General features: G+C 50.8%; 27 protein-coding genes. 4 read left to right on the forward strand and 23 right to left on the reverse strand.

All coding sequences use genetic code 11. The annotated features are described in order from the left end of the window. Nucleotides 1-10 precede the first annotated feature (10 nt). Nucleotides 11-1,690 carry a glutamine--tRNA ligase/YqeY domain fusion protein gene (locus HZS79_RS03340; protein ID WP_179927022.1) on the reverse strand — a complete coding sequence of 560 codons (1,680 nt, stop codon included), beginning with the start codon at nt 1,688-1,690 and terminating at the stop codon, nt 11-13. A gap of 156 nt (nt 1,691-1,846) precedes the next feature. Between HZS79_RS03340 and HZS79_RS03345 the strand changes: the two genes are divergently transcribed. Both HZS79_RS03345 and HZS79_RS03350 read left to right on the forward strand, forming a co-directional pair. After that, entirely contained in the window at nt 1,847-2,347 is a 501-nt protein-coding gene (locus HZS79_RS03345) for a peptidylprolyl isomerase (protein WP_162217242.1), read from the forward strand. 15 nt (nt 2,348-2,362) lie between these two features. Then, entirely contained in the window at nt 2,363-3,133 is a 771-nt protein-coding gene (locus tag HZS79_RS03350; protein ID WP_179927023.1) for a UDP-2,3-diacylglucosamine diphosphatase, read from the forward strand. Nucleotides 3,134-3,220: 87 nt separating this feature from the next. Here HZS79_RS03350 and HZS79_RS03355 read toward each other — a convergent pair whose 3' ends face one another. The 8 genes from HZS79_RS03355 to HZS79_RS03390 form a co-directional block, all read right to left on the reverse strand. Beyond that, nucleotides 3,221-5,038: a SurA N-terminal domain-containing protein gene (locus HZS79_RS03355; RefSeq protein WP_162217240.1), complete on the reverse strand. Its 1,818-nt coding sequence runs from the start codon at nt 5,036-5,038 to the stop codon at nt 3,221-3,223. 109 nt (nt 5,039-5,147) lie between these two features. After that, nucleotides 5,148-5,420, reverse strand: coding sequence for a non-specific DNA-binding protein Hbs (gene hbs, locus HZS79_RS03360; protein WP_009724302.1), 273 nt, complete (start codon nt 5,418-5,420; stop codon nt 5,148-5,150). Nucleotides 5,421-5,613: 193 nt separating this feature from the next. Then, the gene (gene lon / locus HZS79_RS03365; RefSeq protein ID WP_162217239.1) at nt 5,614-8,043 is read right to left on the reverse strand and encodes an endopeptidase La; all 2,430 of its coding nucleotides are present in this window, start codon (nt 8,041-8,043) and stop codon (nt 5,614-5,616) included. 197 nt (nt 8,044-8,240) lie between these two features. Beyond that, entirely contained in the window at nt 8,241-9,521 is a 1,281-nt protein-coding gene (clpX, locus tag HZS79_RS03370) for an ATP-dependent Clp protease ATP-binding subunit ClpX (RefSeq protein WP_162217238.1), read from the reverse strand. 74 nt (nt 9,522-9,595) lie between these two features. Beyond that, nucleotides 9,596-10,213, reverse strand: coding sequence for an ATP-dependent Clp endopeptidase proteolytic subunit ClpP (clpP, locus tag HZS79_RS03375; protein ID WP_162217237.1), 618 nt, complete (start codon nt 10,211-10,213; stop codon nt 9,596-9,598). A 65-nt stretch (nt 10,214-10,278) separates the two neighbouring features. Next, nucleotides 10,279-11,634, reverse strand: a complete 1,356-nt coding sequence (gene tig / locus HZS79_RS03380) for a trigger factor (protein WP_162217236.1) — start codon at nt 11,632-11,634, stop codon at nt 10,279-10,281. Between the two features lie 256 nt (nt 11,635-11,890). Further along, complete coding sequence (locus HZS79_RS03385; RefSeq protein WP_162217235.1) at nt 11,891-12,259, reverse strand: hypothetical protein; 369 nt, start codon at nt 12,257-12,259, stop codon at nt 11,891-11,893. Beyond that, on the reverse strand, nt 12,259-12,723 hold the full coding sequence (locus HZS79_RS03390) for a flavodoxin domain-containing protein (protein WP_162217234.1): 465 nt from the start codon (nt 12,721-12,723) through the stop codon (nt 12,259-12,261). Before HZS79_RS03390 ends, HZS79_RS03385 begins: the two co-directional genes overlap by 1 nt. A 144-nt stretch (nt 12,724-12,867) precedes the next feature. Between HZS79_RS03390 and HZS79_RS03395 the strand changes: the two genes are divergently transcribed. Beyond that, nucleotides 12,868-13,074 carry a DUF2788 domain-containing protein gene (locus HZS79_RS03395; protein WP_162217233.1) on the forward strand — a complete coding sequence of 69 codons (207 nt, stop codon included), beginning with the start codon at nt 12,868-12,870 and terminating at the stop codon, nt 13,072-13,074. A gap of 98 nt (nt 13,075-13,172) precedes the next feature. Here HZS79_RS03395 and HZS79_RS03400 read toward each other — a convergent pair whose 3' ends face one another. From HZS79_RS03400 to HZS79_RS03455, 12 genes are all read right to left on the reverse strand, one after another. After that, entirely contained in the window at nt 13,173-13,469 is a 297-nt protein-coding gene (locus tag HZS79_RS03400; protein WP_162217232.1) for an integration host factor subunit alpha, read from the reverse strand. Between the two features lie 82 nt (nt 13,470-13,551). Beyond that, nucleotides 13,552-15,933 carry a phenylalanine--tRNA ligase subunit beta gene (pheT, locus tag HZS79_RS03405; protein ID WP_179927024.1) on the reverse strand — a complete coding sequence of 794 codons (2,382 nt, stop codon included), beginning with the start codon at nt 15,931-15,933 and terminating at the stop codon, nt 13,552-13,554. Between the two features lie 26 nt (nt 15,934-15,959). Then, a complete protein-coding gene (gene pheS, locus HZS79_RS03410) occupies nt 15,960-16,979 on the reverse strand; it encodes a phenylalanine--tRNA ligase subunit alpha (protein ID WP_162217230.1) in 1,020 nt (339 codons plus the stop codon). Nucleotides 16,980-17,138: 159 nt separating this feature from the next. Further along, nucleotides 17,139-17,492, reverse strand: coding sequence for a 50S ribosomal protein L20 (rplT, locus tag HZS79_RS03415; RefSeq protein ID WP_009097607.1), 354 nt, complete (start codon nt 17,490-17,492; stop codon nt 17,139-17,141). Between the two features lie 57 nt (nt 17,493-17,549). Further along, nucleotides 17,550-17,744, reverse strand: a complete 195-nt coding sequence (gene rpmI, locus HZS79_RS03420; RefSeq protein ID WP_009724291.1) for a 50S ribosomal protein L35 — start codon at nt 17,742-17,744, stop codon at nt 17,550-17,552. A gap of 79 nt (nt 17,745-17,823) precedes the next feature. Continuing rightward, on the reverse strand, nt 17,824-18,363 hold the full coding sequence (gene infC / locus HZS79_RS03425; RefSeq protein ID WP_083003855.1) for a translation initiation factor IF-3: 540 nt from the start codon (nt 18,361-18,363) through the stop codon (nt 17,824-17,826). Nucleotides 18,364-18,375: 12 nt separating this feature from the next. Beyond that, a complete protein-coding gene (gene thrS, locus HZS79_RS03430) occupies nt 18,376-20,298 on the reverse strand; it encodes a threonine--tRNA ligase (protein ID WP_162217229.1) in 1,923 nt (640 codons plus the stop codon). Nucleotides 20,299-20,512: 214 nt separating this feature from the next. Next, nucleotides 20,513-21,382 (reverse strand): OmpA family protein, encoded by an 870-nt coding sequence (locus HZS79_RS03435; RefSeq protein ID WP_179927025.1) that lies wholly within the window; start codon nt 21,380-21,382, stop codon nt 20,513-20,515. 287 nt (nt 21,383-21,669) lie between these two features. Further along, nucleotides 21,670-22,140 carry a DUF2489 domain-containing protein gene (locus HZS79_RS03440; RefSeq protein WP_179927026.1) on the reverse strand — a complete coding sequence of 157 codons (471 nt, stop codon included), beginning with the start codon at nt 22,138-22,140 and terminating at the stop codon, nt 21,670-21,672. Nucleotides 22,141-22,248: 108 nt separating this feature from the next. After that, on the reverse strand, nt 22,249-23,304 hold the full coding sequence (locus HZS79_RS03445; protein WP_179927027.1) for a COX15/CtaA family protein: 1,056 nt from the start codon (nt 23,302-23,304) through the stop codon (nt 22,249-22,251). A 34-nt stretch (nt 23,305-23,338) separates the two neighbouring features. Further along, nucleotides 23,339-23,839, reverse strand: a complete 501-nt coding sequence (locus HZS79_RS03450) for a redox-active disulfide-containing membrane protein (protein WP_179927028.1) — start codon at nt 23,837-23,839, stop codon at nt 23,339-23,341. A gap of 12 nt (nt 23,840-23,851) precedes the next feature. Next, nucleotides 23,852-24,541: an SURF1 family protein gene (locus HZS79_RS03455; protein ID WP_179927029.1), complete on the reverse strand. Its 690-nt coding sequence runs from the start codon at nt 24,539-24,541 to the stop codon at nt 23,852-23,854. Between HZS79_RS03455 and HZS79_RS03460 the strand changes: the two genes are divergently transcribed. Further along, nucleotides 24,540-24,731 carry a DUF2909 domain-containing protein gene (locus HZS79_RS03460; RefSeq protein ID WP_162217223.1) on the forward strand — a complete coding sequence of 64 codons (192 nt, stop codon included), beginning with the start codon at nt 24,540-24,542 and terminating at the stop codon, nt 24,729-24,731. The genes HZS79_RS03455 and HZS79_RS03460 overlap by 2 nt on opposite strands. Before the next feature lie 3 nt (nt 24,732-24,734). Here HZS79_RS03460 and HZS79_RS03465 read toward each other — a convergent pair whose 3' ends face one another. Beyond that, a complete protein-coding gene (locus HZS79_RS03465) occupies nt 24,735-25,595 on the reverse strand; it encodes a cytochrome c oxidase subunit 3 (protein ID WP_179927030.1) in 861 nt (286 codons plus the stop codon). After that, nucleotides 25,592-26,197, reverse strand: a complete 606-nt coding sequence (locus HZS79_RS03470) for a cytochrome c oxidase assembly protein (protein WP_179927031.1) — start codon at nt 26,195-26,197, stop codon at nt 25,592-25,594. Before HZS79_RS03470 ends, HZS79_RS03465 begins: the two co-directional genes overlap by 4 nt. Nucleotides 26,198-26,216: the final 19 nt, after the last annotated feature.

Consider the following 26,216-nt stretch of genomic DNA (forward strand, 5'->3'; position numbering starts at 1 on the left):
TGACGATTCCTTAGCCCTTCTGTTTGATTTTCGCCCAGCTATCTTTCAATCCAACGGTACGATTAAACACCAGTTGCCCTGGCTTGGAAGCATGGCGGTCAGCGCAAAAATAACCCACCCGCTCAAACTGGAAGCGATCTTCTGGAACAGCATCCGCCAAACTGGGCTCGCCAATAGCGTGGCACACCGCCAAGGAGTCGGGGTTCAAGTGCTCGAGGAAGTCGACATCTTTGTCACGATCCGGCTGCTCAACCGTGAACAAATTGTCATACAGGCGCACTTCCATGGGCACACCATGGGCAGCACTTACCCAGTGAATCACACCTTTCACTTTACGGCCTTCAGGATTTTTACCCAAGGTATCGAAATCTACTGAGCAGTGCAGTTCCACCACATCACCGGCATCGTTCTTAATTACGTCATCACAACGAATCACGTAGCTATTACGCAGACGAACTTCTTTGCCTGGCGCTAAACGGAAAAACTTTTTGGGCGCATCTTCCATGAAGTCGTCTTGGTCAATATACAGCTCGCGACTAAACGGCACCTTACGAACGGCCATATCGTCTCGGGCTGGGTGTCCCGGAACGTCGTAAACTTCTTCGTGATCTTCAGCAACGTTCGTCAGCACCACCTTAAGGGGTTTCAATACACACATTGCCCGGGGCGCGTTGTCCTCAAGGTCAGAACGAATCGCATGCGTTAGCATGGCAATATCAACTAAGCCACCATCGGCACGAGTAACACCAATCATCTCGCAGAACTTGCGAATGGATGCCGGCGTATAACCACGGCGACGCATCCCTGAAATGGTTGGCATACGCGGGTCGTCCCATCCATCGACAATCTGCTCGTCAACCAGCAGCTTTAGCTTGCGCTTCGAGGTCAGGGTGTAATCCAGATTAAGTCGCGCAAACTCGATTTGGCGCGGCTTAGCGGGAACTGGCAAGTTATTCAAAAACCACTCATATAGCGGGCGGTGATCTTCAAACTCAAGCGTACAGATTGAATGCGTAATGCCTTCAATGGCGTCAGACTGGCCGTGGGTAAAATCGTACGACGGGTAGATTTTCCACTTGTCGCCTGTCTGGTGGTGGCTGGCATGGCGAATCCGGTAAAGGATCGGATCGCGAAGATTGATATTGGGCGACGCCATATCAATTTTTGCTCGAAGTACCTTTTCACCTTCACCAAACTCACCGTTACGCATACGCTCAAGCAGATCGAGGTTCTCGTCAACGCTGCGCTGGCGGTAAGGGCTTGGCTTGCCCGGCGCAGTGAGTGTGCCACGATATTCGCGAATTTCATCCGGCGAAAGGTCATCGACGTAGGCTTTATCTTCGCGGATTAAGTGCTGTGCCCAGGCATAAAGCTGGTCAAAATAATCAGAGGCAAAGCGTACTGGGCCAGCCCAGTTAAAGCCTAACCAGCTCACGTCTTCCTTAATCGCATCAATATACGCCTGCTCTTCCTTTGCTGGGTTGGTGTCATCAAAACGCAGATGACACTCACCACCTAGCTGCTCCGCCAACCCAAAGTTCAGACAGATCGATTTTGCATGGCCGATATGCAAAAAGCCGTTGGGCTCGGGAGGAAAGCGCGTCACAATTTTGGTGACCTGGCCGCCCTCTATTTCGTCGCGTACTTGGTTGCGAATGAAGTTCGGCGCTGGGGTGGTCTCGTTGGTCATGTTGGTGTTGATAACCTCATGGTGGATGGCGTGCTAGGCAACCAATGCCTACGCTATTAGGGTTTGCGCTTCGCGGTGCCTAGCAAAACCGTTATTATAACGTGACGCCGATGCACAGCGCCAAGGCGAACGCCTTTATTGAACAGGAATTTATCTATGATCGTATTACAGACCAACCACGGTGACATTACTATTGCGCTTAATCACGAAAAAGCGCCTAAAAGTGCTGCAAATTTTGAACAATACGTCCGCGATGGTTTTTACGATGGTACCTTGTTCCACCGCGTTATCGACGGCTTCATGATCCAGGGTGGCGGGTTTGATCTGGACTTTAATCAAAAAGCGACTCGCGACCCTATCGAAAATGAAGCAGATAATGGTTTACAAAATACCATTGGCACACTAGCGATGGCACGTACCCAAGACCCTCACTCTGCTACTGCGCAATTTTTTATTAACGTAGGCAACAACAGCTTTTTAAATCATAGTGGCAAAAGCCTTCAAGGCTGGGGCTATGCGGTATTTGGTGAAGTCGTCGACGGCATGGACGTAGTGAATGCTATTCGTGGTGTCACTACGACCCGCCGTGGTATGCATGCTGATGTTCCCGCGGAGGATGTCATCATTGAGCGTGCCTACGTTAAAGACGCCGACTGATTATTTAGGAACTCTATGCGCACTCTGCTTGTAGCTGATATGCATCTAAGCAGCGATACCCCTGAGATTAATCAGGGGTTTTACCGCTACTTAGAGCACACCGCTAAGGGGGCTGACGCCCTGTACATTTTGGGCGACCTATTCGATGCCTGGATTGGTGACGACCTGCTCGACACACCTCACCCGCTGGCAGCTGTCGCTCGCGAGGTGATCATACGATTACGCCAACTGAGCAGCGAAGGAACCACCGTTCATTTTCTTCACGGTAACCGAGACTTTTTGATTGGTGAGCGTTTTATCAGTGAATGCCAGGCATCGTTACTACCCGAAAGCCAAGAGGTAGAGCTTCAAGGTGTACCCGCCGTCATTTTGCACGGCGATAGCCTTTGCACGAAAGATGACGCTTATATGGCATTTCGTGAACAGTCCAGGTCTCCCGAGTGGCAAGCCCAGATTCTCTCGCTTCCCCTGGAACAGAGGGTAGAGTTGGCAAAAAGCTTGCGTATGCAGTCTGGCGATGCCAATGCATCCAAGGCGGACGCAATCATGGATGTTACTCACGAGGAAGTGGTCGCGTTAATGGAGCGCTTTGGCGTGACAACCATGATTCACGGCCACACTCACCGGCCCAAGGTGCATGATTTGACGGTAGAAGATGTGCCTGCCAAACGCTTTGTGCTCGGTGACTGGGATTCCCAACACGGCTGGGATGTTATCATCGAGAGCACTCCAGATCGTCACGCGATGCCTGTACTGCGGCAATTTGCTTTAAATAGCCCACCCTAACACCGCTCTGGCGCATACAAAGCTCGCTACCAGAACTACTGCCATAAAAAAAGCCGATCATTTGATCGGCTCTTTTCTGGCGCTTCATTAACGCTTAATGTCAGCGTCGCTTCTCAGATCGTCAATCAATCCCTGAATAACAGACTGGGCACGCAGTTGCTCTGCCATTTGTGCGACAAACGACGTAACCTGTTCATCTACCTCACCAACAGAGACACGATCAAGCGCAACGATAGCAACGCCTTGTGGTAATACCACAGAACGGTAGACGCTTTCACCCTCTTCTGGGCGCGGCATACGGAACACTTCCTGCACCATTAGCTGTGGCAACGTAGCACCAGATTGACGCGTAATGTTATCTGCCTCAAGCCAGTCGACATCAGCCAACTCCCCCGCTTCCAACGCTGCAATCATCCTATCAGCCTCTTGCTGCAAGGCTTCTTGACGCTGCTGGGTAGCAACCGCACTGGCAACGTCTTCACGTACGTCGTCAAGCGCTAGCTGTGTCGGCTCGCGGTGTTCGGCAACACGCAATACGAGTCGACGGTCATCATCCAGCTCGATAACCTCGCTGTTATAACCTTCTACTAGCACATCAGTACTGAAGGCCTCATCAAGCACACCAGGTTCCGAGAGCACGCCCTCACCTTCGCCGCGAGCAAGCCAATCAGTTTGATTAAGCGTCAACCCCAGGTCATCAGCAACACTCTGCAGATCTTCGGCGGCAAAGCTTTCATCAATCAGTCGCTGGACTTGCCGATTAAAATCGTCGCCTACCTGGCGCAGCGCTAACTCCTGATGAAGCACATCGCGCTGCTCATCGAACCCAGGTGCGACCAGCTCAGTGACTTGGAGAACATGGAAAGCACTATCCATTTCCACTAGCTGAGATATTTCACCCTCACTTAGGGAAAAAGCGGCTTCATCAAAGGCATCCCCAAAGAACCCAGGGCTAATAACGCCCAAGTCACCACCCTGTTCGGCACTGGCTGTATCATCTGAATAACGCAGCGCTGTCTCAGTAAATGTCTGACCGCCATCAAGGGCCTCAAGAGCTTCATTCGCCCTTTCTTCGGCTTCTTCCCGAGTACGCTCATTACCAAAGGTGACCATAATATGAGAGACGCGACGATCTGCATTGCGATTCTGGTCACGCCAGGCATCGCGTAATGCCTGCTCATCAATCTCAACATCTTCGGCCATCACCTGACGATCTACCACGACATACTCAACACGCACTTGTTCTGGGCGTTCAAAACGCGCCTGATGTGCATCATAGTAAGTCTGCATATGTGCTTCAGTGACGTCGACATCAACCTCGACATCGCTTACATCTAGCTGAATATAACGGAAGCTTCGTTGCTGGCGCTGTAGCTCAGCGAGCCGTTCTTGTTCACTTTCAAGGCTGAAGTCACTAAACGCAAGCCCTTGCTGTAAGTGCTGGCGCTTGATATCAGCTCGAAGCTCTTCACGGAACGCCACTGGCGTATAGCCAGCACCTGCAAGGCGATTACGGAAGATCTCTGAGGAGAACCGGCCATCCTGGTCATGGAACTCAGGCAAGCCCACGATCATTTGATCAAGCTGTGCATCAGATACGTAAACACCGCCGTCTTCTGCGTATTGCGTCAGCAGCTGCTGGGTAATCAACTGATCCAGCACGTCATTACGCAGCGCACGCTCTTGCTCGGGCGGCACTTGGCCTGAGCGCAGCGCACGTTGAACCTCAAGCTCAACCTGTTGGCGCATAATGGGCTCGCCGTTAACGCTCGCCACTTCGTTTGGATCACTGCCAAATACGCTAAACAGTGATTCAACACCAAACAGTGCCATGGCAGCGACCATAACACCGATGATAATTTTGGCACCCCAGCTTCTGGAACCATCTCGAATACTTTGCAGCATGCTAGCCTCAAATTAATTCAGCTATCGATTGCCCTAGACCAAGGGTCAAAAAAACATGGGCGCATCGCGTATGCGATGCGCCCATTAGCTTACATTAAACGCGAGCCAATTAATTGACGGCGTCTTTCAGCGCTTTACCGGCTTTAAAGCTGGGAACTTTTGCAGCGCTGATTTCGATGGGCTGGCCCGTTTGTGGGTTGCGGCCAGTACGCGCAGCACGCTCTTTAATGGCGAAAGTCCCAAAACCAACCAATGAAACACTTTCGCCCTTTTTGAGGCTATCGGTGACAGACTCGACCATTGCATCCAATGCGCGGGTTGCCGCTGCTTTAGGAATATCAGCAGACGCGGCAATAGCTTCAATCAGCTCGGACTTATTCACACTTCACCCCTTAACTGTTTCAAAAAATGTCTCAGAACGGCACTGCCACTGTAAAGTACAATCACAAAGCATAGCTGCGTTTTATAGCAATGCATTGAAACATCTGTCAAGCAACAGTGCCGCGAAATACCCGTAACTCAAGGCTTTGGGCAAACTTATTAAGTAATGTTAAAACTCAACAGAGCATTAACGCTTAATGAGTACTTGCTACAGCGCTTGTGCTAAAAGATTGATCATTACCTTTTAGCGAAGCACTTTTTTCAACTTGGTCGCTGTGTAGCGCTACGGCTAGCACATCATCAATCCACCGCACGGGACGAATATCAAGAGCCCCTTTAATATTTTCCGGCACTTCCTTGAGATCACGACGGTTTTCTTCAGGAATTAAGACTGTCTTTATACCACCGCGACGAGCTGCCAGCAATTTCTCCTTTAAACCGCCGATAGGCATTACTTCACCACGCAGGTTAACCTCACCCGTCATGGCAACATCACAACGCACAGGACGCTGAGTATAGGCAGATACAATGGCAGTTACCATGGCAATACCGGCACTAGGCCCATCTTTTGGTGTCGCACCCTCCGGCACGTGAATATGCAGATCCTCGTTTTCGAACCGCTGAGGATCAATGCCATACTCACTCGCACGCGCCTTAACGACCGTTTGAGCAGCACTGACCGACTCTTTCATGACATCGCCTAGTGAGCCAGTTTTGTTGATCCGCCCTTTACCCGGCGTCACCACCGACTCAATATTTAGCAGCTCGCCACCCACCGACGTCCATGCAAGCCCCGTCACACGACCGACCTGGTCTTCCTGCTCGGCTAGCCCATAGCTGTAGCGGCGCACCCCCGAATAAGCTTCGATCTCTTCAGAAGTAATAAGCTGCTGAGCTTGCAGTTGGCTGCCCTGCTGGTCATTGGAGACTCGCTCAGCCTCTAAACGCTCTCGAAGCACCTTACGGCATACCTTGGCGATCTGGCGCTCAAGCTCTCTCACCCCAGCTTCACGGGTGTAGTAACGCACCAGCTCTAACAAGGCATCGTCGCTAAGCGCCAATTCCTCTGTTTTCAAGCCATTCGCTTCCTGCTGCTTAGGCAGTAAATAGCGCTTTGCAATTGCTAGCTTTTCATCTTCGGTATAACCCGGCAAGCGAATTATTTCCATACGATCCAGTAACGGACCAGGAATATTCATCGAGTTCGCGGTGCAGATAAACAGCGTTTCTGACAGATCGTAATCCAGCTCCAGGTAGTGATCACTAAAGCTGTTGTTCTGCTCGGGATCAAGCACCTCAAGGAGCGCTGACGCCGGGTCACCGCGGTGATCCATACCGAGTTTATCGACTTCATCCAATAAAAACAGCGGATTCTTGACACCAGCACGACTCATTCGCTGCATCAACTTACCCGGCAACGAACCTATATAGGTGCGGCGATGCCCTCTGATTTCAGACTCATCACGAACACCACCCAACGCCAGGCGAACATACTTACGATTAGTCGCGCGCGCAATAGACTGCCCTAACGAGGTCTTACCTACCCCAGGAGGACCCACTAGGCACAAAACAGGCCCCTTCATTTTCCGCACGCGCTTCTGCACTGCTAAATATTCCAGAATGCGTGCTTTGACTTCTTCTAGGCCGTAATGGTCTTCGTCCAGCACTTCTTGAGCTTTGATTAAATCGTGCTTAACTCGAGTACGTTTTTTCCAAGGAACCGCCACCAGCCAATCTAAATAGGAGCGCACGACGGTCGCCTCAGCTGAGTTAGCTGACATCATTTTGAGCTTGTTTAGCTCTTGAGCCGCCTTCTCTGCGGCCTCTTTAGGCATTCCAGACGAAGCAATGGCTTGCTCGTATTTTTCAACCTCATTGGGCACATTGTCCAGCTCACCCATTTCCTTCTGGATGGCTTTCATTTGCTCATTAAGGTAATACTCACGCTGCGTCTTTTCCATCTGCTCTTTGACGCGGGAACGAATACGCTTCTCGACCTGTAGTAAGTCAATCTCTGACTCAATCAACGCCATCAGGTGCTCGATACGATCGCGCACACGATCCATTTCAAGTAACTCTTGTTTGTCACCTATTTTCAGCGACAAATGGGCACAGATGGTGTCTACCAGGCGGCTGGGATCTTCAATCCCAGAAAGCGAATTAAGCACCTCATTAGGTACTTTTTTAGATAGCTTAACGTATTGCTCAAACTGATTAAGCAGCACACGTACCAGGGCTTCCTGCTCGCGGCTGGTCAATGGCTCGCTCTCACGAGGCACTAGATGTGCCTGGGTGTAGCCTGCGTCGTTCTCTTCAATAGCCATAACGTCAGCGCGGAAATTACCTTCAATCAGCACTTTCACAGTGCCATCAGGCAATTTCAGCAGCTGCATGATATCGGCCACGGTACCCATAGCATAAAGGTCAGCGTTGTCGGGCTCGTCCTGTGAGGCCTCGCGCTGAGCCACCAGCAGCACACGCTTGTCAGCCTCCATCGCTGCTTCTAACGCTTGAATGGACTTTTCACGGCCAACAAAAAGTGGAATCACCATTTGCGGGTACACAACCACATCCCGCAATGGTAACAGGGGTAAACATTGTGTCTGATCGGCGTTCTGCTGCATCGCAGACGTTCCTCAAAATCGGATGAGTACTTGAAAGGGTACTTAGTCAAGTACCTCACAGTATGAAAAACATGGCGCTAGGCGCTGAGCACTAGGCTGACATATCTTGAATAACATATGAAAAACAAGGGGTCGCCTAGGCGACCCCTTGGTTTGGCGCAAGCGGTTAAAGCAAGGCCGTGGCGCCAACTTAGGCGCTAACCATCAGTGCCGTCGACTCGCGCTTCTTCCTGCTGTGAGTAGATCAACAACGGCTCGCTATCACCTGTAATGACAGAGCCATCGATCACTACTTTGCTTACGCCTTCTAGCGAAGGAATTTCATACATCGTATCTAGAAGCACAGATTCAAGAATGGAGCGCAAGCCACGCGCGCCTGTCTTACGCTCCATCGCTTTAATGGCGACAGCACGCAGTGCATCATCTCTGAATTCAAGCGTGACATCTTCCATTTCGAAGAGCTTGGCGTATTGCTTAACCAGCGAGTTTTTGGGCTCGGTTAAAATCTGCACCAACGCATCTTCAGTGAGCTCAGTCAGCGTAGCAATCACAGGCAAACGACCAACAAACTCGGGAATAAGACCGAATTTCACCAAATCGTCTGGTTCAACGTCAGCCAACAGCTCACCTATACCACGAGAAGACTCTTTACTCTTGACGCTAGCGTTGAAACCAATGCCACCCTTCTCTGCGCGATCACGAATGACTTTATCAAGCCCCGCAAAAGCACCGCCTACAATAAACAGAATTTTAGCCGTATTGACCTGAACAAATTCCTGCTGCGGATGCTTGCGACCACCCTGTGGCGGCACCGACGCTGTCGTTCCTTCAATTAGCTTCAGCAGCGCCTGCTGAACGCCTTCACCCGATACATCTCGCGTGATGGAAGGGTTGTCAGACTTGCGCGAAATTTTGTCGATTTCGTCAATGTAGACAATACCACGTTCGGCTTTCTCAACATCATAGTCACACTTTTGCAGAAGCTTCTGAATGATGTTTTCAACATCTTCACCCACATAACCGGCTTCTGTAAGCGTAGTGGCATCAGCAATGGTGAACGGTACATTCAGCAACCGCGCCATGGTTTCCGCAAGCAGCGTCTTACCACTACCGGTAGGACCAATAAGCAAAATGTTTGATTTACTTAGCTCGACATCGCCTTCACGCACTTCCGTCTTAAGACGCTTGTAGTGGTTATAAACCGCTACCGAAAGCACCATTTTGGCGCGATCTTGCCCGATGACGTAGTCGTCTAGCGTATGACGTATTTCGCGGGGAGTAGGCAACCGTTCCTCATCGCTCTCGGCATCGGCTTCGAGAACTTCCTCGCGAATGATGTCATTACATAAGTCGACACACTCATCGCAGATATACACGGACGGGCCGGCAATCAACTTGCGTACTTCGTTTTGGTTTTTACCACAAAACGAACAGTACAGCAGCTTGCCGCCTTCGTCCTTGCCTTTGCCGTCGGCCATTCGCGTACCTCTGTCACTGCGGCGGCTAATACCGCCAGAAAAGCTCGTTAGAAAAGCTGAATCCTACCACGCTATCAGGATGTAGGCCGCTTATCCAGCACTGCGTCAATCAAGCCATACTCTTGGGCTTTCGTGGCGCTCATGAAATTATCACGGTCAGTATCACGGGCAACCGCTTCAAGGTCTTGCCCTGTATGATCCGCAAGAATCTGATTGAGTTTCTCACGAATGCCAAGAATCTCACGGGTATGAATCTCGATATCAGAGGCTTGTCCCTGATAGCCACCTAATGGCTGATGGATCATCACACGTGAGTTAGGCAAGCAATAGCGCTTACCTGCCGCACCGGCTGTTAACAGCAACGCACCCATGCTGGCCGCTTGACCAATACATACGGTAGACACGTCAGGCTTGATAAACTGCATGGTGTCATAAATTGACATACCCGCCGTCACTGATCCGCCAGGCGAGTTGATGTACAGATGGATGTCTTTGTCAGGGTTTTCTGACTCAAGAAACAGCAGCTGCGCCACCACTAAATTCGCCATGTAATCTTCAACTGGTCCTACCAGAAAGATAACACGCTCTTTTAACAGACGTGAGTAGATGTCATAGGCTCTTTCCCCTTTGGCGCTCTGCTCAACCACCATGGGCACTAAACCGCCGGCGTTTTGAATATCAAACTCACTCATTCGGGTGATTCCTTGCGTCCGGTAAGGGAAAGGCGCATCAAGGAGTGATGCGCCACGCGATGAAGTTAGGCGTTAGCCTGCTCGCCTTCTTCTTCAACACCTTCATCTTGCTCGGCCTGCTGCTGAGCAGCTGCCAATGCCTGCTGGTATGACATTTCAACGTCTTTAACGTTCGTCTGCTCCAGCAGCTTATCAACGGCCTTCTCTTCCAGAATGGCAGACTTCACTTGAGTTTTGAGCTGCTCATTACCCATGTAGTAGTCAACCACCTCGGAAGGATCCTGGTACTGCTCTGCCAGCTCTTCCACTTTGGCCTTAATAGCGTCATCGTCAGCATCTAGCTCATTGGCTTTGATAACTTCCGCCAACAACAAGCCTACTTGAACACGGCCTTTTGCCTGGGCTTCAAACAGCTCGTTAGGCAACTGGCTGACATCAAAATCTTCGCCCAAGCCAAACTGCTGTGCAGCCTGGCGCTTCATACCATCGGTTTCTTGCTGAACGAGGGCACTCGGTACAGGGATGTCATTCGCATTTTTCAGCGCATCTAGTACCTGTTGCTTAACTCGATTATCAACTGCCTGGGCAGCTTCACGCGTCATATTCTTTTTGATTTCAGCACGGAACTTGGCTTCATCACCGTCTTCAACGCCAAACCGAGCAATGAACTCAGCGTCGACTTCCGGCAGCGCTTGGCTGCTGACTTTGTGAACGGTTACTTTAAACGTGGCGTCTTTACCAGCAAGGTGCTCTGCTTGATAATCTTCGGGGAAGGTAACCGTAATGGTTTTTTCTTCACCCGCTTTCGCACCAATCAGTTGCTCTTCAAAGCCTGGAATAAAGCTGTTAGAGCCAATCACCAACGCGTGACCTTCTGCGCTTCCACCTTCGAACGGCTCGTCACCAAGAAAACCTTGGAAATCGATCGTCACCTGGTCGCCATCAGCGGCGGCGGCTTCGACATCTTCCCACGCAGCATTTTGCTTGCGCAGCGTATCGATCATTTCATCAACGTCAGCATCGCTGACCGTTACAACCGGACGCTCAACCTCAGTACCTTCGATGGAGGCAAGCTCAACTTGCGGGTAAATTTCCATTACCGCAACAAACTCGAGATCTTGACCAGTCTGGTTTGTTTTCGGCTCAATCTGGGGGAACCCTGCCGGATTAAGACCTTCTTCAGTAATGGCTCGCACGTAGCGCTCACGCATCACTTCATTGACCACTTCATTGCGCACGCTGTCGCCGTAGCGCTGACGAACTACAGCCATCGGCACTCGGCCCTGGCGAAAACCATTCAGGCGAACGTTTTTCGCGGTGTCTTTCAAGCGAGCGCTGACGGCCTCGTCGATTTCGGAAGCCGGCACTTGAATAGTGATGCGGCGTTCGATCTGGGAGGTCGTCTCGACGGAAACTTGCATGAATTGTCCTCTAGCGGCTGGGCGTAATATTGATAGCGTATAATAAGTTCAAGGGGTCAATTTTAAGAACCCTGACGCATGGTGGCAAGCGCCATGCTCGCAAGATGGGGGCACAACCCCCGATTACAAGGGTTTAACGAGTGAAAATGGCCGTTTTTAGTGGAATTTTCTTCCCCAACTCGCTTTCAAGCGCATTCCAAATGTTGCAGTTGTAGATTTTTAGCCTAAAGATATCACTAGCACCAACGCTTTTTAATTAATCTCGCGGCTTCCACCACAGAGATACTGCATGGAATATAAGCCCACATGTTGCAGCGTGGGAAATAAACATTTGCCAGCTAATCCAGTCGGTAAATAAACCATGCCAGACACCCATAACGACCACACCCAACACTAGCATGATCAATAGGCGCTGAAGTAACGCTGGCAATGCTTTTCGTGCGCTAGCAGAAAGCATTCTCCACTGCAGGAAAGCTGCACCTGCCACAAACACCAACGCCATAAGCAGTAAGGTTTGGCGAGTTTCGTGGCCACCCACCATATAGCGGGGCAATGCTGACAGCATAACAACACATAAGCCAATAGCGATGCTTACGCGCTCGGGAGAATAAGGCACTCGCTGCATTATGACGCAACCATCAGTTGCTGTGTTTCGATCCAGTCATCCACCCACGGGACGGCCGCATCGTCAGCCATGAAGGTTTCCATGGCATCTATTTCCAGCCGATCGCCCAAACGAGTAGCACCAGACTCTTCCAGCAGCTCGTCAAGCGCCCTACCGGCACCGCAAAATGTATCTCCGTATGAGCTATCCCCCAGGGCAATTAGGCCGTAGCGCAGCTTACTAAGCGAGGGGCTTTGCTCTTTTAAGCTGCGTACAAAGGGTACAAAATTGCCTGGAAAATCACCACTTCCAGTAGTGGAAACACAAAACAGAACCAAGTCGCCAGCACCAGTTAAGTCTTCAATGGTTGGTTGCTCAGAAATCGCCACCGTATACCCAGCTTTCTCAAACAAAGGCTTTACTTGCTCCGCGACATCAAGCGCACCGCCATACATGGTACCGACGAGGATAGTTAGCGTTGGCATGGGCATGTTCCTCTGCAAAATTGTCGCACTGCCCTGTATTCAGTCGACAAATACCTGATGAATTTGGTCAAATATTAACACGACTTGTAAAAACGACGCACGCCTGCCCCGCAAGCGGCCAACATTTTTCTACTAGGAGCCCTCATGCAGCAAGCCTTTGAAACATGGATAACGCCTGTCATGGTCGGCGGTCTAATTGTGTTTATGTGCTTTATTATTTGGGACTTAGCAAAAAAATCGAATGCCGGAAAATTTGGTACGATTATGCTATTTATCGTACTAGGCGCTGGCATGCTGGGCTATATCATTAAGGTAGTGCTTACTTGGCTGATCGAGGGACGCGGCCTATAGCCCTTTAAACGTTTGCACCGATATCTAAGAAATAAAAGGAGTGCCGTAGGCACTCCTTTTCGCTCACAACCGTTAACTTAAGTCAATATCAGCTATAGCTAGTCGCCGGTGTAGCGCTCGACCTGCTGCTTAAGTTTTTGACCTGGCCGAAACGTGACCACTCGGCGGGCAGAAATCGGTATTTCTTCACCTGTCTTGGGGTTACGCCCAGGCCTTTCCCGCTTATCACGCAGATCGAAGTTACCAAAACCCGATAGCTTTACTTGCTCATTTTCGCGCAAGCAGGCGCGAATTTCCTCAAAGAAAGCTTCAACCATGGCTTTTGCTTCTCGCTTCGACAGCGAAAGCTCTGTGTGTAAATGTTCTGCTAGCTCAGCTTTGGTCAACGCACCCATAAGGCTCCTCCATGTAGCAAACGCATTGCCAAGAACGTGATAAGCGTCGTGTCATGGCACCATTTGGTTAGCCGCGAATAAATTAGCCGCGAAGCTCCGCGCCTAACTCTGCTCGCACTTGCGTTACGATTGAATCCACCAACTGGTTGATTTCATCATCGTTTAGCGTGCGCGATGCATGCTGCCACGTCAAGCCCAACGCGATACTCTTGCAACCATCGGCTACGCCCTTACCAACATAGACATCAAATAGATTGATGTCTTTCAAGTAATCCCCTGCTTGCGCCTTTGCACAATCAAGCAGCGCTTGTACTGGCGTTTCAACCTTAACAGTGAACGCTAAATCACGGCGAACCTCAGGAAACCGAGATAGTGGCTCAAAGGCAGGGATGACGCCTTCGCTGAGCGAATCTAAGCGAACCTCAAACATGACTGCATCGACTTTCAGTCCTAGCTTCGCTCGCACTTGAGGGTGCAGCGTGCCAATCCAACCGGCAGGTTCACCATTATGCAACAGTTTCGCTGTCTGCCCAGGATGTAGCGAAGGATGCTCACCTGGCTCAAAGCGCCATGCGTCAAGCGCGCCACCAAGCGTCAACAAGCTTTCTAAATCCCCTTTTAGATCGTAAAAGTCGACCTGGGCTTTAGCGCCACTCCAACCCTCAGCCTCACGACCTCCGCACACCAGCGCTCCCATCATCGGCACCTGAGAGAGATTATCCAGATGGCCATTAAAAACCAACCCGGTTTCAAACAGCCTGACACGAGCTTGCTGGCGGTTGAGGTTATGCTCAAGCGCACGCACCAAACCGGGGAACAAACTAGCCCGCATTACCGACAGATCTGACGAAATCGGGTTCGCCAACACTGGTGACACAGCGTCGGGCAACATCGTCGCTTGAAGGTCAGGTGCAACAAAGCTGTAGGTTATCGCCTCCTGAAAACCACGAGCAACCATCTGGTTACGCAGCTGAGCTTGCGTGAGTACCGCCTCGTTAGCCGGGCGTAGTGCCAAACGCGCCGAAGGACGTCGAACTGGTAGATTGTTGTACCCATGAACTCGGGCAACCTCTTCGATGAGGTCCTCTTCAATCGCCACATCAAAACGCCAGCTGGGCGCCGTCACTGACCAGCCATCAGCCTGTTTATCAACGCCAAGACCAAGGCGCTGCAGAATATCGGTGACATCATCTGCCGCTAGCTTCTTCGATAGCGCACCTTCGAGCCGTGCTTCACGAAGGAAAATACCGTGCGACGCTGGTAAATGCGCATGGCTCACTGCCTCCGTAGCAGGCCCCGCCTGACCACCACAGATATCAATTAATAGCTGTGTCGCACGCTCAACCGCTACGCTAGCAAGCTCGGGATCTACGCCACGTTCAAAACGGTGGGATGCATCCGTATGCAGGCCATATGAACGCGCCTGACCTGCAATTGCCAACGGCGTGAAATAAGCAGATTCAAGGAAAATCGTATGCGTTTTTTCGCTTACTCCTGAGTTTTCTCCCCCCATAATGCCAGCCATGGCTAAGGGGCCTTTGTCGTCTGCAATAACCAACGTTTCGGGTCGCAGCGCAATATCCTGACCATCTAGTAACGTTAGACGCTCCGCGTCACGCGCTAATCGGATGGTGATACCACCCGCTAGATTATCTCGATCAAAGGCATGAAGTGGCTGACCCAGCTCAAGCATCACATAGTTCGTAATATCAACCACGGGGTCAATGGAGCGCACACCACTGCGCCGCAGGCGTTCAACCATCCACAGCGGGGTCTCAACGCTAACATCAACGCTTTTGATGATGCGGCCCATATAGCGCGGGCACTGTTCCGGCGCCTCAATGCGCACCGAAAAAGTATCGTCGATGCTGGCATCAATGGCGGCAATCTCAGGCCCACTCACTGGAAGACGATTGAGCACGCCGACTTCTCGAGCCAGCCCTTTGATGCTGAGGCAGTCACCACGGTTAGGCGTAAGATCAACCTCAATGGTCATGTCATCGAGCTGCATGTATTCTCGAAAGCTCACGCCTACCGGCGCGGAGGCAGGCAGCACTAAAATACCAGGTGACGCCTCCTCCTCCAGCCCTAGCTCCGAGGCCGAACAAATCATTCCGCGAGACTCAACCCCACGCAGCTTGGCTTTCTTGATTTTAAAGTCGCCAGGTAGTAAACCGCCAACCTGGGCAAACGGAATCTTTTGGCCGACGTCAACATTAGCAGCACCACACACAACCTGCACCGGCTCGCCTGTGCCGTCGTTCACCGTACAAACATTTAATTTGTCGGCATCGGGGTGCTTCTCTTTGGTTAACACCTCGGCGACTACTACACCACTAAAGACTGCAGCAACGGCCTCAACCGCATCGACCTCAAGGCCTGCCATGGTAATTTGATCAGCAATTGCCTGCGTATCGAGCTGCGGAGATACCCATTCACGCAGCCACTGTTCTGAAAATTTCATGTTGATTCCCGTCTTTGGCAGCGATCTTAGGTAAATTGGCGAAGAAAGCGCAGGTCATTCTCAAAAAACAAACGCAAGTCATTGACGCCATAACGCAGCATAGCAAGGCGCTCAGCGCCCATTCCGAACGCAAATCCCGTATAGCGCTCTGTATCAATACCAGAATGGCGGAACACCTCTGGATGCACCATGCCACAGCCCATAACTTCCAGCCAGCCGCTATGAGAACAGACACGACAGCCGTTCCCACTACACATCACACACTGAATATCTACCTCTGCAGAGGGCTCGGTAAATGGAAAGTAGGAAGGCCGGAAGCGGACAGAAAGGTCATCACGCTCAAAAAATGCCTGTAGAAAATCTTCTATGGTACCTTTGAGATCTGCAAAACTAACGCCTTCATCGACCAATAGCCCTTCTACCTGATGAAACATAGGCGTATGAGTCAGGTCGGAGTCGCTACGGTATACGCGGCCAGGGCATACGATGCGAATAGGCGGCTCACTACTCTTCATGGTGCGCACTTGCACAGGCGATGTATGCGTACGCAGCAAGCGGGTAGCATCGAAATAAAAAGTATCTGCCATACCACGTGCAGGGTGATGAGCAGGAATATTGAGCGCCTCAAAGTTGTGGTAGTCGTCCTCAATTTCAGGCCCTACCGCCACATCGTACCCAATGCGTGTAAACAGACTCTCTATGCGCTCCAGCGTACGGGTGACAGGGTGAAGACCACCACTCTCCTGGCCACGACCGGGCAGCGTCACATCAATTCGCTCAGCCGCTAAACGGGCATTGAGCGCCTCGCTTTCAAGCTGCTGACGCTTGGTATCAATTTCGGTCGCCAGGGTCTGTTTCGCCTGGTTAATTTGCTCACCAGCAGCAGGTCGCTCCTCAGCTGATAGCTTACCCAAGCCTTTCAACAAGGCCGTCACTTCGCCTTTTTTACCTAAGTAACGTACGCGCAACTCATCTAGGGCAGAAACACTCTGCGCCGCCTGGATAGCGTCGCGAGCGTTTGTTACCAGAGTAGGAAGGTGGTCCATCCGTTTCACTCCGAATTAAGCGATGTCCATCTTAAACGATGGCTGGCATGTTGAAGGTGACAAAAAAACAGGGGAAGAGCGGCTGCTCTTCCCCTGCATGGGTCACACTGAAATGACCTCTGGCACTTCACACTGAGCTAGCTCAATGTAAGAAGAACCTTATTGGGCAGCCTTAGCTTTTTCCACGATAGCCGCAAAAGCAGCTTTTTCGTGTACTGCCAAGTCGGCCAACACCTTACGGTCAATTTCGATGCCGGCTTTCTTCAGGCCGCCAACAAAACGGCTGTAAGACATGCCGTTGATACGCGCACCAGCATTGATACGCTGAATCCATAAGGCGCGGAACTGACGCTTACGATTGCGACGGTCACGGTACGCATACTGGCCAGCTTTAATAACAGCCTGTTTAGCTACACGGAAAACACGCGAACGCGCTCCATAATAACCTTTAGCCTGCTTCAATACTTTTTTATGGCGACGACGGGCAACTACGCCACGCTTAACACGGGTCATAACACACTCCTGACTTTATGACTGAGGCGAAACGCTCTCAGATAAGAAATTTCGACCTTACAGATTCGGCAGCATGCGCTGAATCAACGCCTTGTCAGACGCGTGAATCTGCTTCATACCACGAAGCTGACGCTTACGCTTGGTCGATTTCTTGGTCAAGATGTGGCTACGGAAAGACTGCTTGTGCTTAAAGCCATTAGCGGTCTTTTTGAAGCGCTTAGCAGCGCCACTGTTGCTTTTGATTTTCGGCATGAGAAAACTCCGCTCGATATTTTTTAGAAAACCCAGGGCCGACCAGTATTTACACTAGCCCGTTAACTTCGCCGTTGGATCACTTCTTTTTCGGGGCAATAATCATGATCATCTGGCGGCCTTCCATTTTCGGGAAAGACTCTACCGCTCCGATCTCTTCCAGGTCTGCCGCAATCCGTTCCATTAGCTTGCGGCCAATGTCTTGGTGCGCCATTTCACGACCACGGAAGCGCAATGTGACTTTGCCCTTGTCACCACCTTCTAAAAAGCGCGTCAGGTTCTTAAGCTTGACCTGATAATCGCCTTCGTCAGTGCCAGGACGGAATTTGACTTCCTTAACCTGGATTTGCTTTTGCTTTTTCTTTTGAGCCGCTTTTTGCTTCTTCGTCTCAAAAACAAACTTGCCATAATCCATTATCTTACAAACAATTGGATCGGCATTCGATATTTGCACGAGATCTAAACCGGCAGCTTCAGCACGCTCGAGAGCTTCGGTGGTGGGCACAACACCCAATTGCTCACCTTCAGCATCGATTAGACGTACTTCTTCTTCGGTAATTCGCTCGTTCATTGGTGGGCGTTTGTCTTGTGGACGCCCGCGCTGATTGCTTCGCTTGATCGCTCCGTCTCCTTAGGCAATTGACGATGTCGCCAGGGCTGCTCTCTCTTCACTACAACGGTTAATGAACTCATCGACCGTCATTGTGCCGAGGTTTTCGCCGCTGCGAGTTCGCACGGCCACTGAGTCAGCTTCGACTTCCTTATCTCCCACCACAAGGAGATAGGGAACTTTCTGTAACGTGTGCTCACGGATTTTAAAGCCGATCTTCTCGTTCCTCAAGTCCGCCTTGACCCGTAAGCCATTTTTTTGCAGCCGTTGCTCCAATTTGAGCGCGTAATCACGTTGCGCATCAGTGATAGTCATCAAAACGGCTTGCTGAGGCGCTAACCACAGCGGCATTGCACCAGCGTAATGCTCTATCAGAATACCCAAGAATCGCTCAAAGGATCCTAGAATAGCACGATGGAGCATCACTGGGGTCTTGCGGGTGCCGTCTTCATCGACATATTGCGCCCCCAGTCGCCCTGGCAAATTAAAGTCTAACTGTAGAGTACCACACTGCCAAACGCGATTCAGACAATCGCGCAAAGCAAATTCAATTTTTGGACCGTAAAACGCGCCCTCTCCTGGTTGCAAATCCCATTCAAGCCCCGTTGCGTTCAGCGCAGCTTCAAGCCCCTGCTCGGCACGGTCCCACATTTCGGCTTCACCAAGAAAATCTTCAGGACGTGTTGAAAGCTTGAGCTCAACATCGTCAAATCCAAGTGTTTTATACACCTGCAACGTTAGTGCTATAAACGCTTCTGCTTCTGCCTGTATTTGCCCCTCAGTACAAAAAATGTGGGCATCGTCTTGGGTAAACCCACGCACACGCATAAGGCCGTGCAAAGAGCCTGACGGTTCATTCCGGTGACAGCTACCGAATTCTGCCAAACGTAGAGGTAAGTCACGGTAACTCTTGAGCCCCTGATTGAATACCTGCACATGGCACGGGCAGTTCATCGGCTTAACGGCATACTCACGCTTTTCCGACTCTGTGGTAAACATGAGTTCACTGTAATGCCCCCAGTGACCCGACTTCTTCCACAATGAGAGATCGACGACCTGCGGTGTTTTAATTTCTTGGTAACCATGCTCCCGCTGAATTTTTCGCATGTAATCTTCCAAGGCTTGGTACATTGTCCAGCCATTGGGGTGCCAAAAAACCATACCCGGCGCTTCTTCTTGCAAGTGGAAAAGGTCCATCTTGCGCGCCAGCTTACGGTGATCCCGTTTCTCAGCTTCTTCAAGGCGTTTCAAATAGGCCTTAAGCTGCTTCTTATCCCCCCATGCTGTGCCGTAAATACGCGTCAGCATTGGATTGGAGGCATCGCCACGCCAGTAGGCACCGGCAAGCTTAGTCAGCTTAAAGGCTTTCAGGTGGCGCGTATTCGGCACATGCGGCCCACGACACATGTCAGTGTATTCTTCGTGATGGTACAAACGTATCGTTGCACCTTCAGGAATATCACGAATAATTTCTTGCTTATAAGGCTCATTACGATGCAAAAAGGCTAGCATTGCCTGGTCACGGTTAACGTATTCCCGCACCACATCATAATCACGCTCAATGAGCGCCTGCATACGCTTTTCAATGGCTTCCATATCTTCAGGGGTAACAGACCTCCCGAAGTCAATATCATAATAAAAACCATCGTCAATGACTGGCCCAATTGCCATTTTCGCATCGGGGTACAACTGCTTAACCGCATGCCCAATCAGATGAGCACAAGAGTGGCGAATAATCTCAAGCCCCTCTGGGTCACGAGCAGTAACTATTGCTATGTCAGCATCTTGCTCAATTAGATCAGCAGCATCGACCAAAACACCGTCAATCTTGCCAGCCACACATGCCTTGGCCAAACCAGGGCCAATGGATTCTGCAAGCTGCATAATAGAAAGCGGCTCTTCAAACGTTCTTTGACTGCCGTCAGGCAGAGTGACTATGGGCATTCAGATATTCCTTGAGCGCAGTGGTGATCCATACCAAGGATCACATTTCGCTATCAATGATCGAGGGTTGTAGGCATTTTATTGAAGGCTGCCCAGCCTACCAGAATTCAGTAAATCATAAAATAAAACGGGAGGCGCGAGCCTCCCGTTTCTATATTGAAGAATCGGCTGGTCAATGCCCAACCCTCTTCTTCACATCATGTCAGTACCTGGATTAGTTCCACTCATCCAGTTCTACACGACGGTTCTGTGCACGGCCTTCATCGGTCGCGTTGCTAGCAACCGGACGCTCTTCACCGTAGCCAACAGCACGCATACGGTTAGTGCTTACGCCACGCTGAGCAAGGTAAGCAGCAACAGATTCTGCACGGCGCTGCGACAGATTCTTGTTGTACTCAGCAGAACCACGAGAGTCAGTGTGGCCTTCAATACTTACACGCACATCAGGGCTATTCACTAGACGCTGGGCAACACCGTCCAGAACACTACGTGCTTGAGCAGTTAGCTGTGCGGAGTCAAACTCAAAGTTTACGTCCTGCAATACAACGCTCTCAGGGCAGCCCAAGGCGTTAACTTCAACACCTGCAGGGGTGTCAGGACACTGGTCACGGTAATCTGGAACACCGTCACCATCAGAATCCAGCGGACAGCCGACAGCGTCAACGGTTACGCCAGCAGGAGTACCAGGACACTGATCACGGTAATCCGGCACGCCGTCACCATCAGAATCCAACGGACAACCCTGGGCATCTACCGCTACACCTGCAGGCACTTCACCGTAGCTGGGGCACTGCGGTGCAACCGGCTCAGGTGTGCGGTCTGCACATAGCAAACCACCAATCGCTGCACCCGTTACGGCGCCGATAGCGGTGTTTTCATCTTCATCAGAGCTACCGCTGGTGGCATATGCAATGCTGCCACCAATGACACTACCCGCTAAACCACATACGAAAGGATGTTGATACCAATCGCGGTCGCCACTTGCGCCGGCTTGACCAGAGGATTGCGATGCAGAGCTGGCGCAGCCTGATAAACCTACTACCAGTGCGGAACCGATTAGCAAGCCAGTCGTTGATTTTTTCATGCAAGACTCCTTCTTGATCCAATGCTGAAAAGGTCGTAAGACCAAATCTATCCAATGCTTCTTATTGCGAGAGCATCCATCTTCCGCTACTCAGAACATGGAGGTTCGAGTGCCCACCATGCCACTGAACGTTTGCCTATGATTAACGTTTAATCATTAGAAGGCAACAATGCCGTGATATCAACTTCTTGCCAATAACGACATTTTTAGCATAGCAAAGCTGCCGCAGTAAGCGCCAAAAAACCTAGAATACCTCACTTATAGGCCGCCATGCTCGTTAAACAGTGTTAATGCAAGCCATCTGCTGCCTCTTTGGCTCTCCACTTAATTACCTCGTGAGCCGCAGCGAGCACTGCTGGACGCATTTCATCTTCGACGGCTAAACGCTCTTTATCTTCTTGCATACGCTCTCGGGGCGTTAATTGCTGGCGAGAAGAGTGCGTTTTCAAATGCCGCGTGCGGTTATAAACGTCGGCGAATGCTTGGAATTCTGCACGCTCTGCCAAGCTAGGATCCGCAATTTCCAGCAAAACCTTACAGCGCCAAGCACCTTCTGTAATATCTACCTGCTCGTGAACGAGCGCGCTAACAACATAATCAAGGTTTTCCAAGCTATTTTGCCGTGCTCGCTGTTCTTCTTCGATCCGGAAAACTTCCCGACGTTTGACTTCCTGACGGAGCTTAAAGGCGTAGCCTGCTAGACCTGCGATGACCATAGCAGCAATCACCAGTAGCAATAATGCACCTGTAGAACTCATGGCGCTCCTCTTACTCTGCGGGTGTAATTTCTTTACGATAATTGTACACCCTATACTCCAAACAGACCAATGTGAGCCACACTACGGGTATTGAAACAGATAATATGCTCAGCAGTTGCCTGCTCGGTAATGTTGAGCTGTGGATCCATTTCGGACAAAGCCCTGCTGCCGACCTTGATACCGCCAACACCACCATGCCCACCCAAAGCTCAAGGACAACACCACAGCACCAGCGGTATGCATTAGTGCTAGCCAAAGCGGAAGCCATAGCAACACATTAGCAACACCCAGCACAGCTTGAAGCCAATACATACTGACGACGAGTGTCAGCGCACGCCTGACAAGCGATAGAGAACGATAACGCCACCATAGTGCCATGAGCGCCACACCTAGCAAAAGCGCCCCTAGCCTATGCATCATATGAATAGCGGTTCGCGCATCTGCATGAAGCTGACCATGGAGATAGTTGGGACCAACCGTTTGTGTTAAGTGGAAGCCCTCACTTAGGTCCATCGATGGCCACCACTGACTATTACAGGTAGGGAACCCCTGACATGCGATGCCTGCGTAGTTACTAGTGACCCACCCCCCTAGCGCTAATTGAAGAACTAGTAAGGCAGTAGCGGTGAACCATAACACATTGCCAGACTGGCAACGCACAGCTTCCCGTTTACGAAAATGTCGCATTCGCAAATGGAGCCAGAAAAACAACATTAATACACTCAATCCGCCCAGAAGGTGCAAGGTAACGACCTGCGGCCAGAGCTTGAGCGTGACCGTAAAAGCGCCAAATGCGCCCTGAATAATAATCACAATCAACAATGCCAAGCTAACTCGCCACGGAAAACCATCAATATGGCGTAACGACCAGCCCAGAGCGACTACGCTCAGTACAACTAGCCCTAATAAACTTGCAATATATCGATGCGCCATCTCTACCCACGCCTTGAACGGCTCAAGGGGAGCGTCGGGATGGCGTAAAGCAGCGTGCTCACTGTCGGGAACCAGTAAGCGCCCGTAACACCCAGGCCAATCAGGACAGCCCAGCCCCGCATCAACCAAGCGTGTCCACGCCCCAACCAGGATGACAAATACCGTAAACACCGTCCCGACTAAGGTAATCAGTGTTAGCCAGCGCAAACGCCCCTGCAGTGTGTCTTGCATGTTATTTCCTTACGGCCTACGAGGCGGACCGGTATCACTGAGGATTCACTTTAAATAAATGCCTAATATCTTGCAGGATATCCGCTGCATCGGCATGCTCCGAAAATGCCAGAGCTGGCCTCCCAACAGGATCCATCAGCCAAATAGCCTGGGCTTCGTGCCAAACAGGCTGATGCTGCCACTCACTTATCGTCTCACCGGGCAATGCTTCTTCAGTGCCGCCGACACGAAGCCGCTGCAAACGCGGAGCATCTCGACCCAACGCACGGTGCAGCCGCCAAAGCTCATCCCTTCGCAGGAGGCAGTCAGATGAACAGTCAAAAGCTAGTGTCCATGTTTGCTGATCGTTTTCTGGCGGTGCCACCAATGGCCACTCACTTAAACTCGGCACATCCACTTTCACGTTCCCATGAGCAGTGTAGGCTGCCGGAATGCCAATGCCCCACTGCACCATCCCCCAGGCCGTTACCATAGGCAATGCGAAAATCACAAAAATCATAATCAATTTGAGTCGCTGATAGCGGGCATGCTGCATCTAAAATATCCTTTATTGAGCACTATCTTTGCGTAAGCGATATCCACCTAGCATCATGACAGCCAACGCAGCAAGCGACAGTCCCCACCACTGTATGGCATAACCAACATGTCGACTGGGTGGCATTACATTTGCTTGCCACCATGGCAGGAATACACCCTCTCCTTCGGCAGCATGCAGCCAACCTAAATAACTAAAAGGTGCTATCACTCCCTCCCAAGGTGCTTGGCTTATTTGCTGAAGCCGGACCCCCTCTTGATTATCTCCGTAAAGTGGCCCCGCTGGCCGTGCTACTTGCCATTCACCTGAGACTTCCACACGTCCGCTTGGCGCCTCAGCCTTTGGCGCACTACGGGTAGGTCCGGTCTCGATAAAACCGCGTTGAACCAGCCAGAGCTGTCCCTTCTCATCGCGCAAAGGAGTGAGTACCGCAACACCCAAGCGACTACCCACGATACGGTTATCTAGAAAAAGCGTATATTCAGCAAGATACTCACCTTGTAGTGTCACATGAGCACCATCTAAGGGCATTTCATCCGGCGCAATGAGCGCAGGAGCAGCATCACGCGCCGCTATCAAAATGCGCTTGTCAGCAGCCCGCTCCCACTGCCATAGTCCTAGAAAGATACCTAGCGTGACCAATACTCCCCAAAACACACACCAAATATACAAGCGACCTACACCAGGAGAGGAATTAATCATGTGGTTACAGCTTCTTATTGGCTTAGTATTTATTGGCATGGTGATCAGCCTTGCAGCAGGCGTTGGCTTTTTATTACGGGACGATGCCAGCTCAAAACGGCTACTCACTTCACTAAAGTTGCGCGTTGGGCTTGCCTGCCTGCTCATGGCATTGCTGGTTATTGGCTTTTGGTCAGGCGAGCTTGGCTAACCGCTATAGGACATAGACAAAAATAAATAGCCCCACCCATACCACGTCTACAAAGTGCCAGTACCAGCAAGACGCTTCAAAGCCAAAATGATGATCATTAGCAAAATGTCCTTTCCATATCCGCGCTAAAATACACGCCAGGATAATCGTGCCAACAATAACGTGAACCCCATGAAAACCGGTTAGAATAAAAAAGGTGGCTCCGAAAATACCCGCTTCCAGCGTAATACCATAGTGATGGTAAGCTTCGTAGTATTCGACCCCCTGGATGACAATAAAGCAGCAGCCCAATAGCACGGTACCCGCCAGCCAATTTCTACATGTTTTACGTTCACCGGATTTCAATGCTTCATGTGCGACCGTCAATGTAATACTGGAGGTCACTAGTATCAGCGTATTAACCAAAGGTAACTGCCATGGGCTAAACACTCTTTCAGGCCCAAGAACCGCGCTATCAGGCGGGTTAAACAGCGGCCACTGAGGCACAAAATCTGGCCACAACAAGGCAGAAACACCTTTTTCTCCCTCACCACCTAACCAGGGTATTGCGAATGTTCTAACGTAAAATAAGGCACCAAAAAAGGCGGCAAAAAACATTACTTCAGAAAAAATAAACCAACCCATCCCCCAACGAAATGATCGGTCCATCTGAGCATCGTATAGCCCTCCCATAGACTCTCGAACAACGTCTCTAAACCACAGCCCCATTACCGCAATGACACCAATAACACCGATGAGCATTAAAGGAGTGCCCGTGTCGTAGACTAATTTCACACCTAACCCAATCATCATAATACCCAGCGCGATAGAGCCTAAAATAGGCCACCGACTGGTCGCAGGAACATAATAGCTGCCACTGCTCATATCGTATCCCCCACCGTCTTGTTGTTATTCATCGAGGAGCCTTTAGCCATGTTATGAACGGGATATAAGGTATAAACTAATGTAATGGTATTAATTTCTTTAGGTAAGTCTTTTGCCACTTGAAAAACGAGAGGTATTGTCAAGCGTTCCCCTCCCTGAAGCTCCTGCTCCTCAAAGCAAAAACAGCTCATCTTGCGTAAGTGCGTATTGGCACTCGAAGGCGAAACACTCGGTATGGCGCGCCCCCAGCTTTCAGCGCTGCTGTTGTTGGTAAAAGTAAAATCCATCTCTGCCGTCTGACCTGGGTGCACTCGCATTTGGCGGGAATCCACACTCATTTGCCAAGGCAACCCAGCGCTTCCCCGGGTGATAAACTGCACCGTGATGTAGCGCGACTGATCAACCCCCTCATGCACGATTGCCTGGGCAGTGGTATCAACTTTCCCGTTGAGTCCCGTTATTCGACAAAAAACGTCGTAAAGGGGCACCAGGGCAAACGCAAACGCAAACATGCCAATCAATGCCGCAACGGTACGAATGACCGTTCGTCTGACACCTATTGCCTGTTCGGACTCTTTTCTTGCTGCATTTTGCGTAGCCATATTACCCCCTCTTCCGCAG

It is taken from the genome of Vreelandella zhaodongensis (assembly GCF_013415115.1).
Lineage (GTDB): Bacteria > Pseudomonadota > Gammaproteobacteria > Pseudomonadales > Halomonadaceae > Vreelandella > Vreelandella zhaodongensis.

What these genes read in the sequence shown, in the direction of transcription:
- HZS79_RS03340 (WP_179927022.1), bottom strand. Translation starts at nt 1,690, where the DNA reads ATGACCAACGAGACCACCCCAGCGCCGAACTTCATTCGCAACCAAGTA.
- HZS79_RS03345 (WP_162217242.1), top strand. Translation starts at nt 1,847, where the DNA reads ATGATCGTATTACAGACCAACCACGGTGACATTACTATTGCGCTTAAT.
- HZS79_RS03350 (WP_179927023.1), top strand. Translation starts at nt 2,363, where the DNA reads ATGCGCACTCTGCTTGTAGCTGATATGCATCTAAGCAGCGATACCCCT.
- HZS79_RS03355 (WP_162217240.1), bottom strand. Translation starts at nt 5,038, where the DNA reads ATGCTGCAAAGTATTCGAGATGGTTCCAGAAGCTGGGGTGCCAAAATT.
- lon (WP_162217239.1), bottom strand. Translation starts at nt 8,043, where the DNA reads ATGCAGCAGAACGCCGATCAGACACAATGTTTACCCCTGTTACCATTG.
- clpX (WP_162217238.1), bottom strand. Translation starts at nt 9,521, where the DNA reads ATGGCCGACGGCAAAGGCAAGGACGAAGGCGGCAAGCTGCTGTACTGT.
- clpP (WP_162217237.1), bottom strand. Translation starts at nt 10,213, where the DNA reads ATGAGTGAGTTTGATATTCAAAACGCCGGCGGTTTAGTGCCCATGGTG.
- tig (WP_162217236.1), bottom strand. Translation starts at nt 11,634, where the DNA reads ATGCAAGTTTCCGTCGAGACGACCTCCCAGATCGAACGCCGCATCACT.
- HZS79_RS03385 (WP_162217235.1), bottom strand. Translation starts at nt 12,259, where the DNA reads ATGCAGCGAGTGCCTTATTCTCCCGAGCGCGTAAGCATCGCTATTGGC.
- HZS79_RS03390 (WP_162217234.1), bottom strand. Translation starts at nt 12,723, where the DNA reads ATGCCAACGCTAACTATCCTCGTCGGTACCATGTATGGCGGTGCGCTT.
- HZS79_RS03395 (WP_162217233.1), top strand. Translation starts at nt 12,868, where the DNA reads ATGCAGCAAGCCTTTGAAACATGGATAACGCCTGTCATGGTCGGCGGT.
- HZS79_RS03400 (WP_162217232.1), bottom strand. Translation starts at nt 13,469, where the DNA reads ATGGGTGCGTTGACCAAAGCTGAGCTAGCAGAACATTTACACACAGAG.
- pheT (WP_179927024.1), bottom strand. Translation starts at nt 15,933, where the DNA reads ATGAAATTTTCAGAACAGTGGCTGCGTGAATGGGTATCTCCGCAGCTC.
- pheS (WP_162217230.1), bottom strand. Translation starts at nt 16,979, where the DNA reads ATGGACCACCTTCCTACTCTGGTAACAAACGCTCGCGACGCTATCCAG.
- rplT (WP_009097607.1), bottom strand. Translation starts at nt 17,492, where the DNA reads ATGACCCGTGTTAAGCGTGGCGTAGTTGCCCGTCGTCGCCATAAAAAA.
- rpmI (WP_009724291.1), bottom strand. Translation starts at nt 17,744, where the DNA reads ATGCCGAAAATCAAAAGCAACAGTGGCGCTGCTAAGCGCTTCAAAAAG.
- thrS (WP_162217229.1), bottom strand. Translation starts at nt 20,298, where the DNA reads ATGCCCATAGTCACTCTGCCTGACGGCAGTCAAAGAACGTTTGAAGAG.
- HZS79_RS03435 (WP_179927025.1), bottom strand. Translation starts at nt 21,382, where the DNA reads ATGAAAAAATCAACGACTGGCTTGCTAATCGGTTCCGCACTGGTAGTA.
- HZS79_RS03440 (WP_179927026.1), bottom strand. Translation starts at nt 22,140, where the DNA reads ATGAGTTCTACAGGTGCATTATTGCTACTGGTGATTGCTGCTATGGTC.
- HZS79_RS03445 (WP_179927027.1), bottom strand. Translation starts at nt 23,304, where the DNA reads ATGCAAGACACACTGCAGGGGCGTTTGCGCTGGCTAACACTGATTACC.
- HZS79_RS03450 (WP_179927028.1), bottom strand. Translation starts at nt 23,839, where the DNA reads ATGCAGCATGCCCGCTATCAGCGACTCAAATTGATTATGATTTTTGTG.
- HZS79_RS03460 (WP_162217223.1), top strand. Translation starts at nt 24,540, where the DNA reads ATGTGGTTACAGCTTCTTATTGGCTTAGTATTTATTGGCATGGTGATC.
- HZS79_RS03455 (WP_179927029.1), bottom strand. Translation starts at nt 24,541, where the DNA reads ATGATTAATTCCTCTCCTGGTGTAGGTCGCTTGTATATTTGGTGTGTG.
- HZS79_RS03465 (WP_179927030.1), bottom strand. Translation starts at nt 25,595, where the DNA reads ATGAGCAGTGGCAGCTATTATGTTCCTGCGACCAGTCGGTGGCCTATT.
- HZS79_RS03470 (WP_179927031.1), bottom strand. Translation starts at nt 26,197, where the DNA reads ATGGCTACGCAAAATGCAGCAAGAAAAGAGTCCGAACAGGCAATAGGT.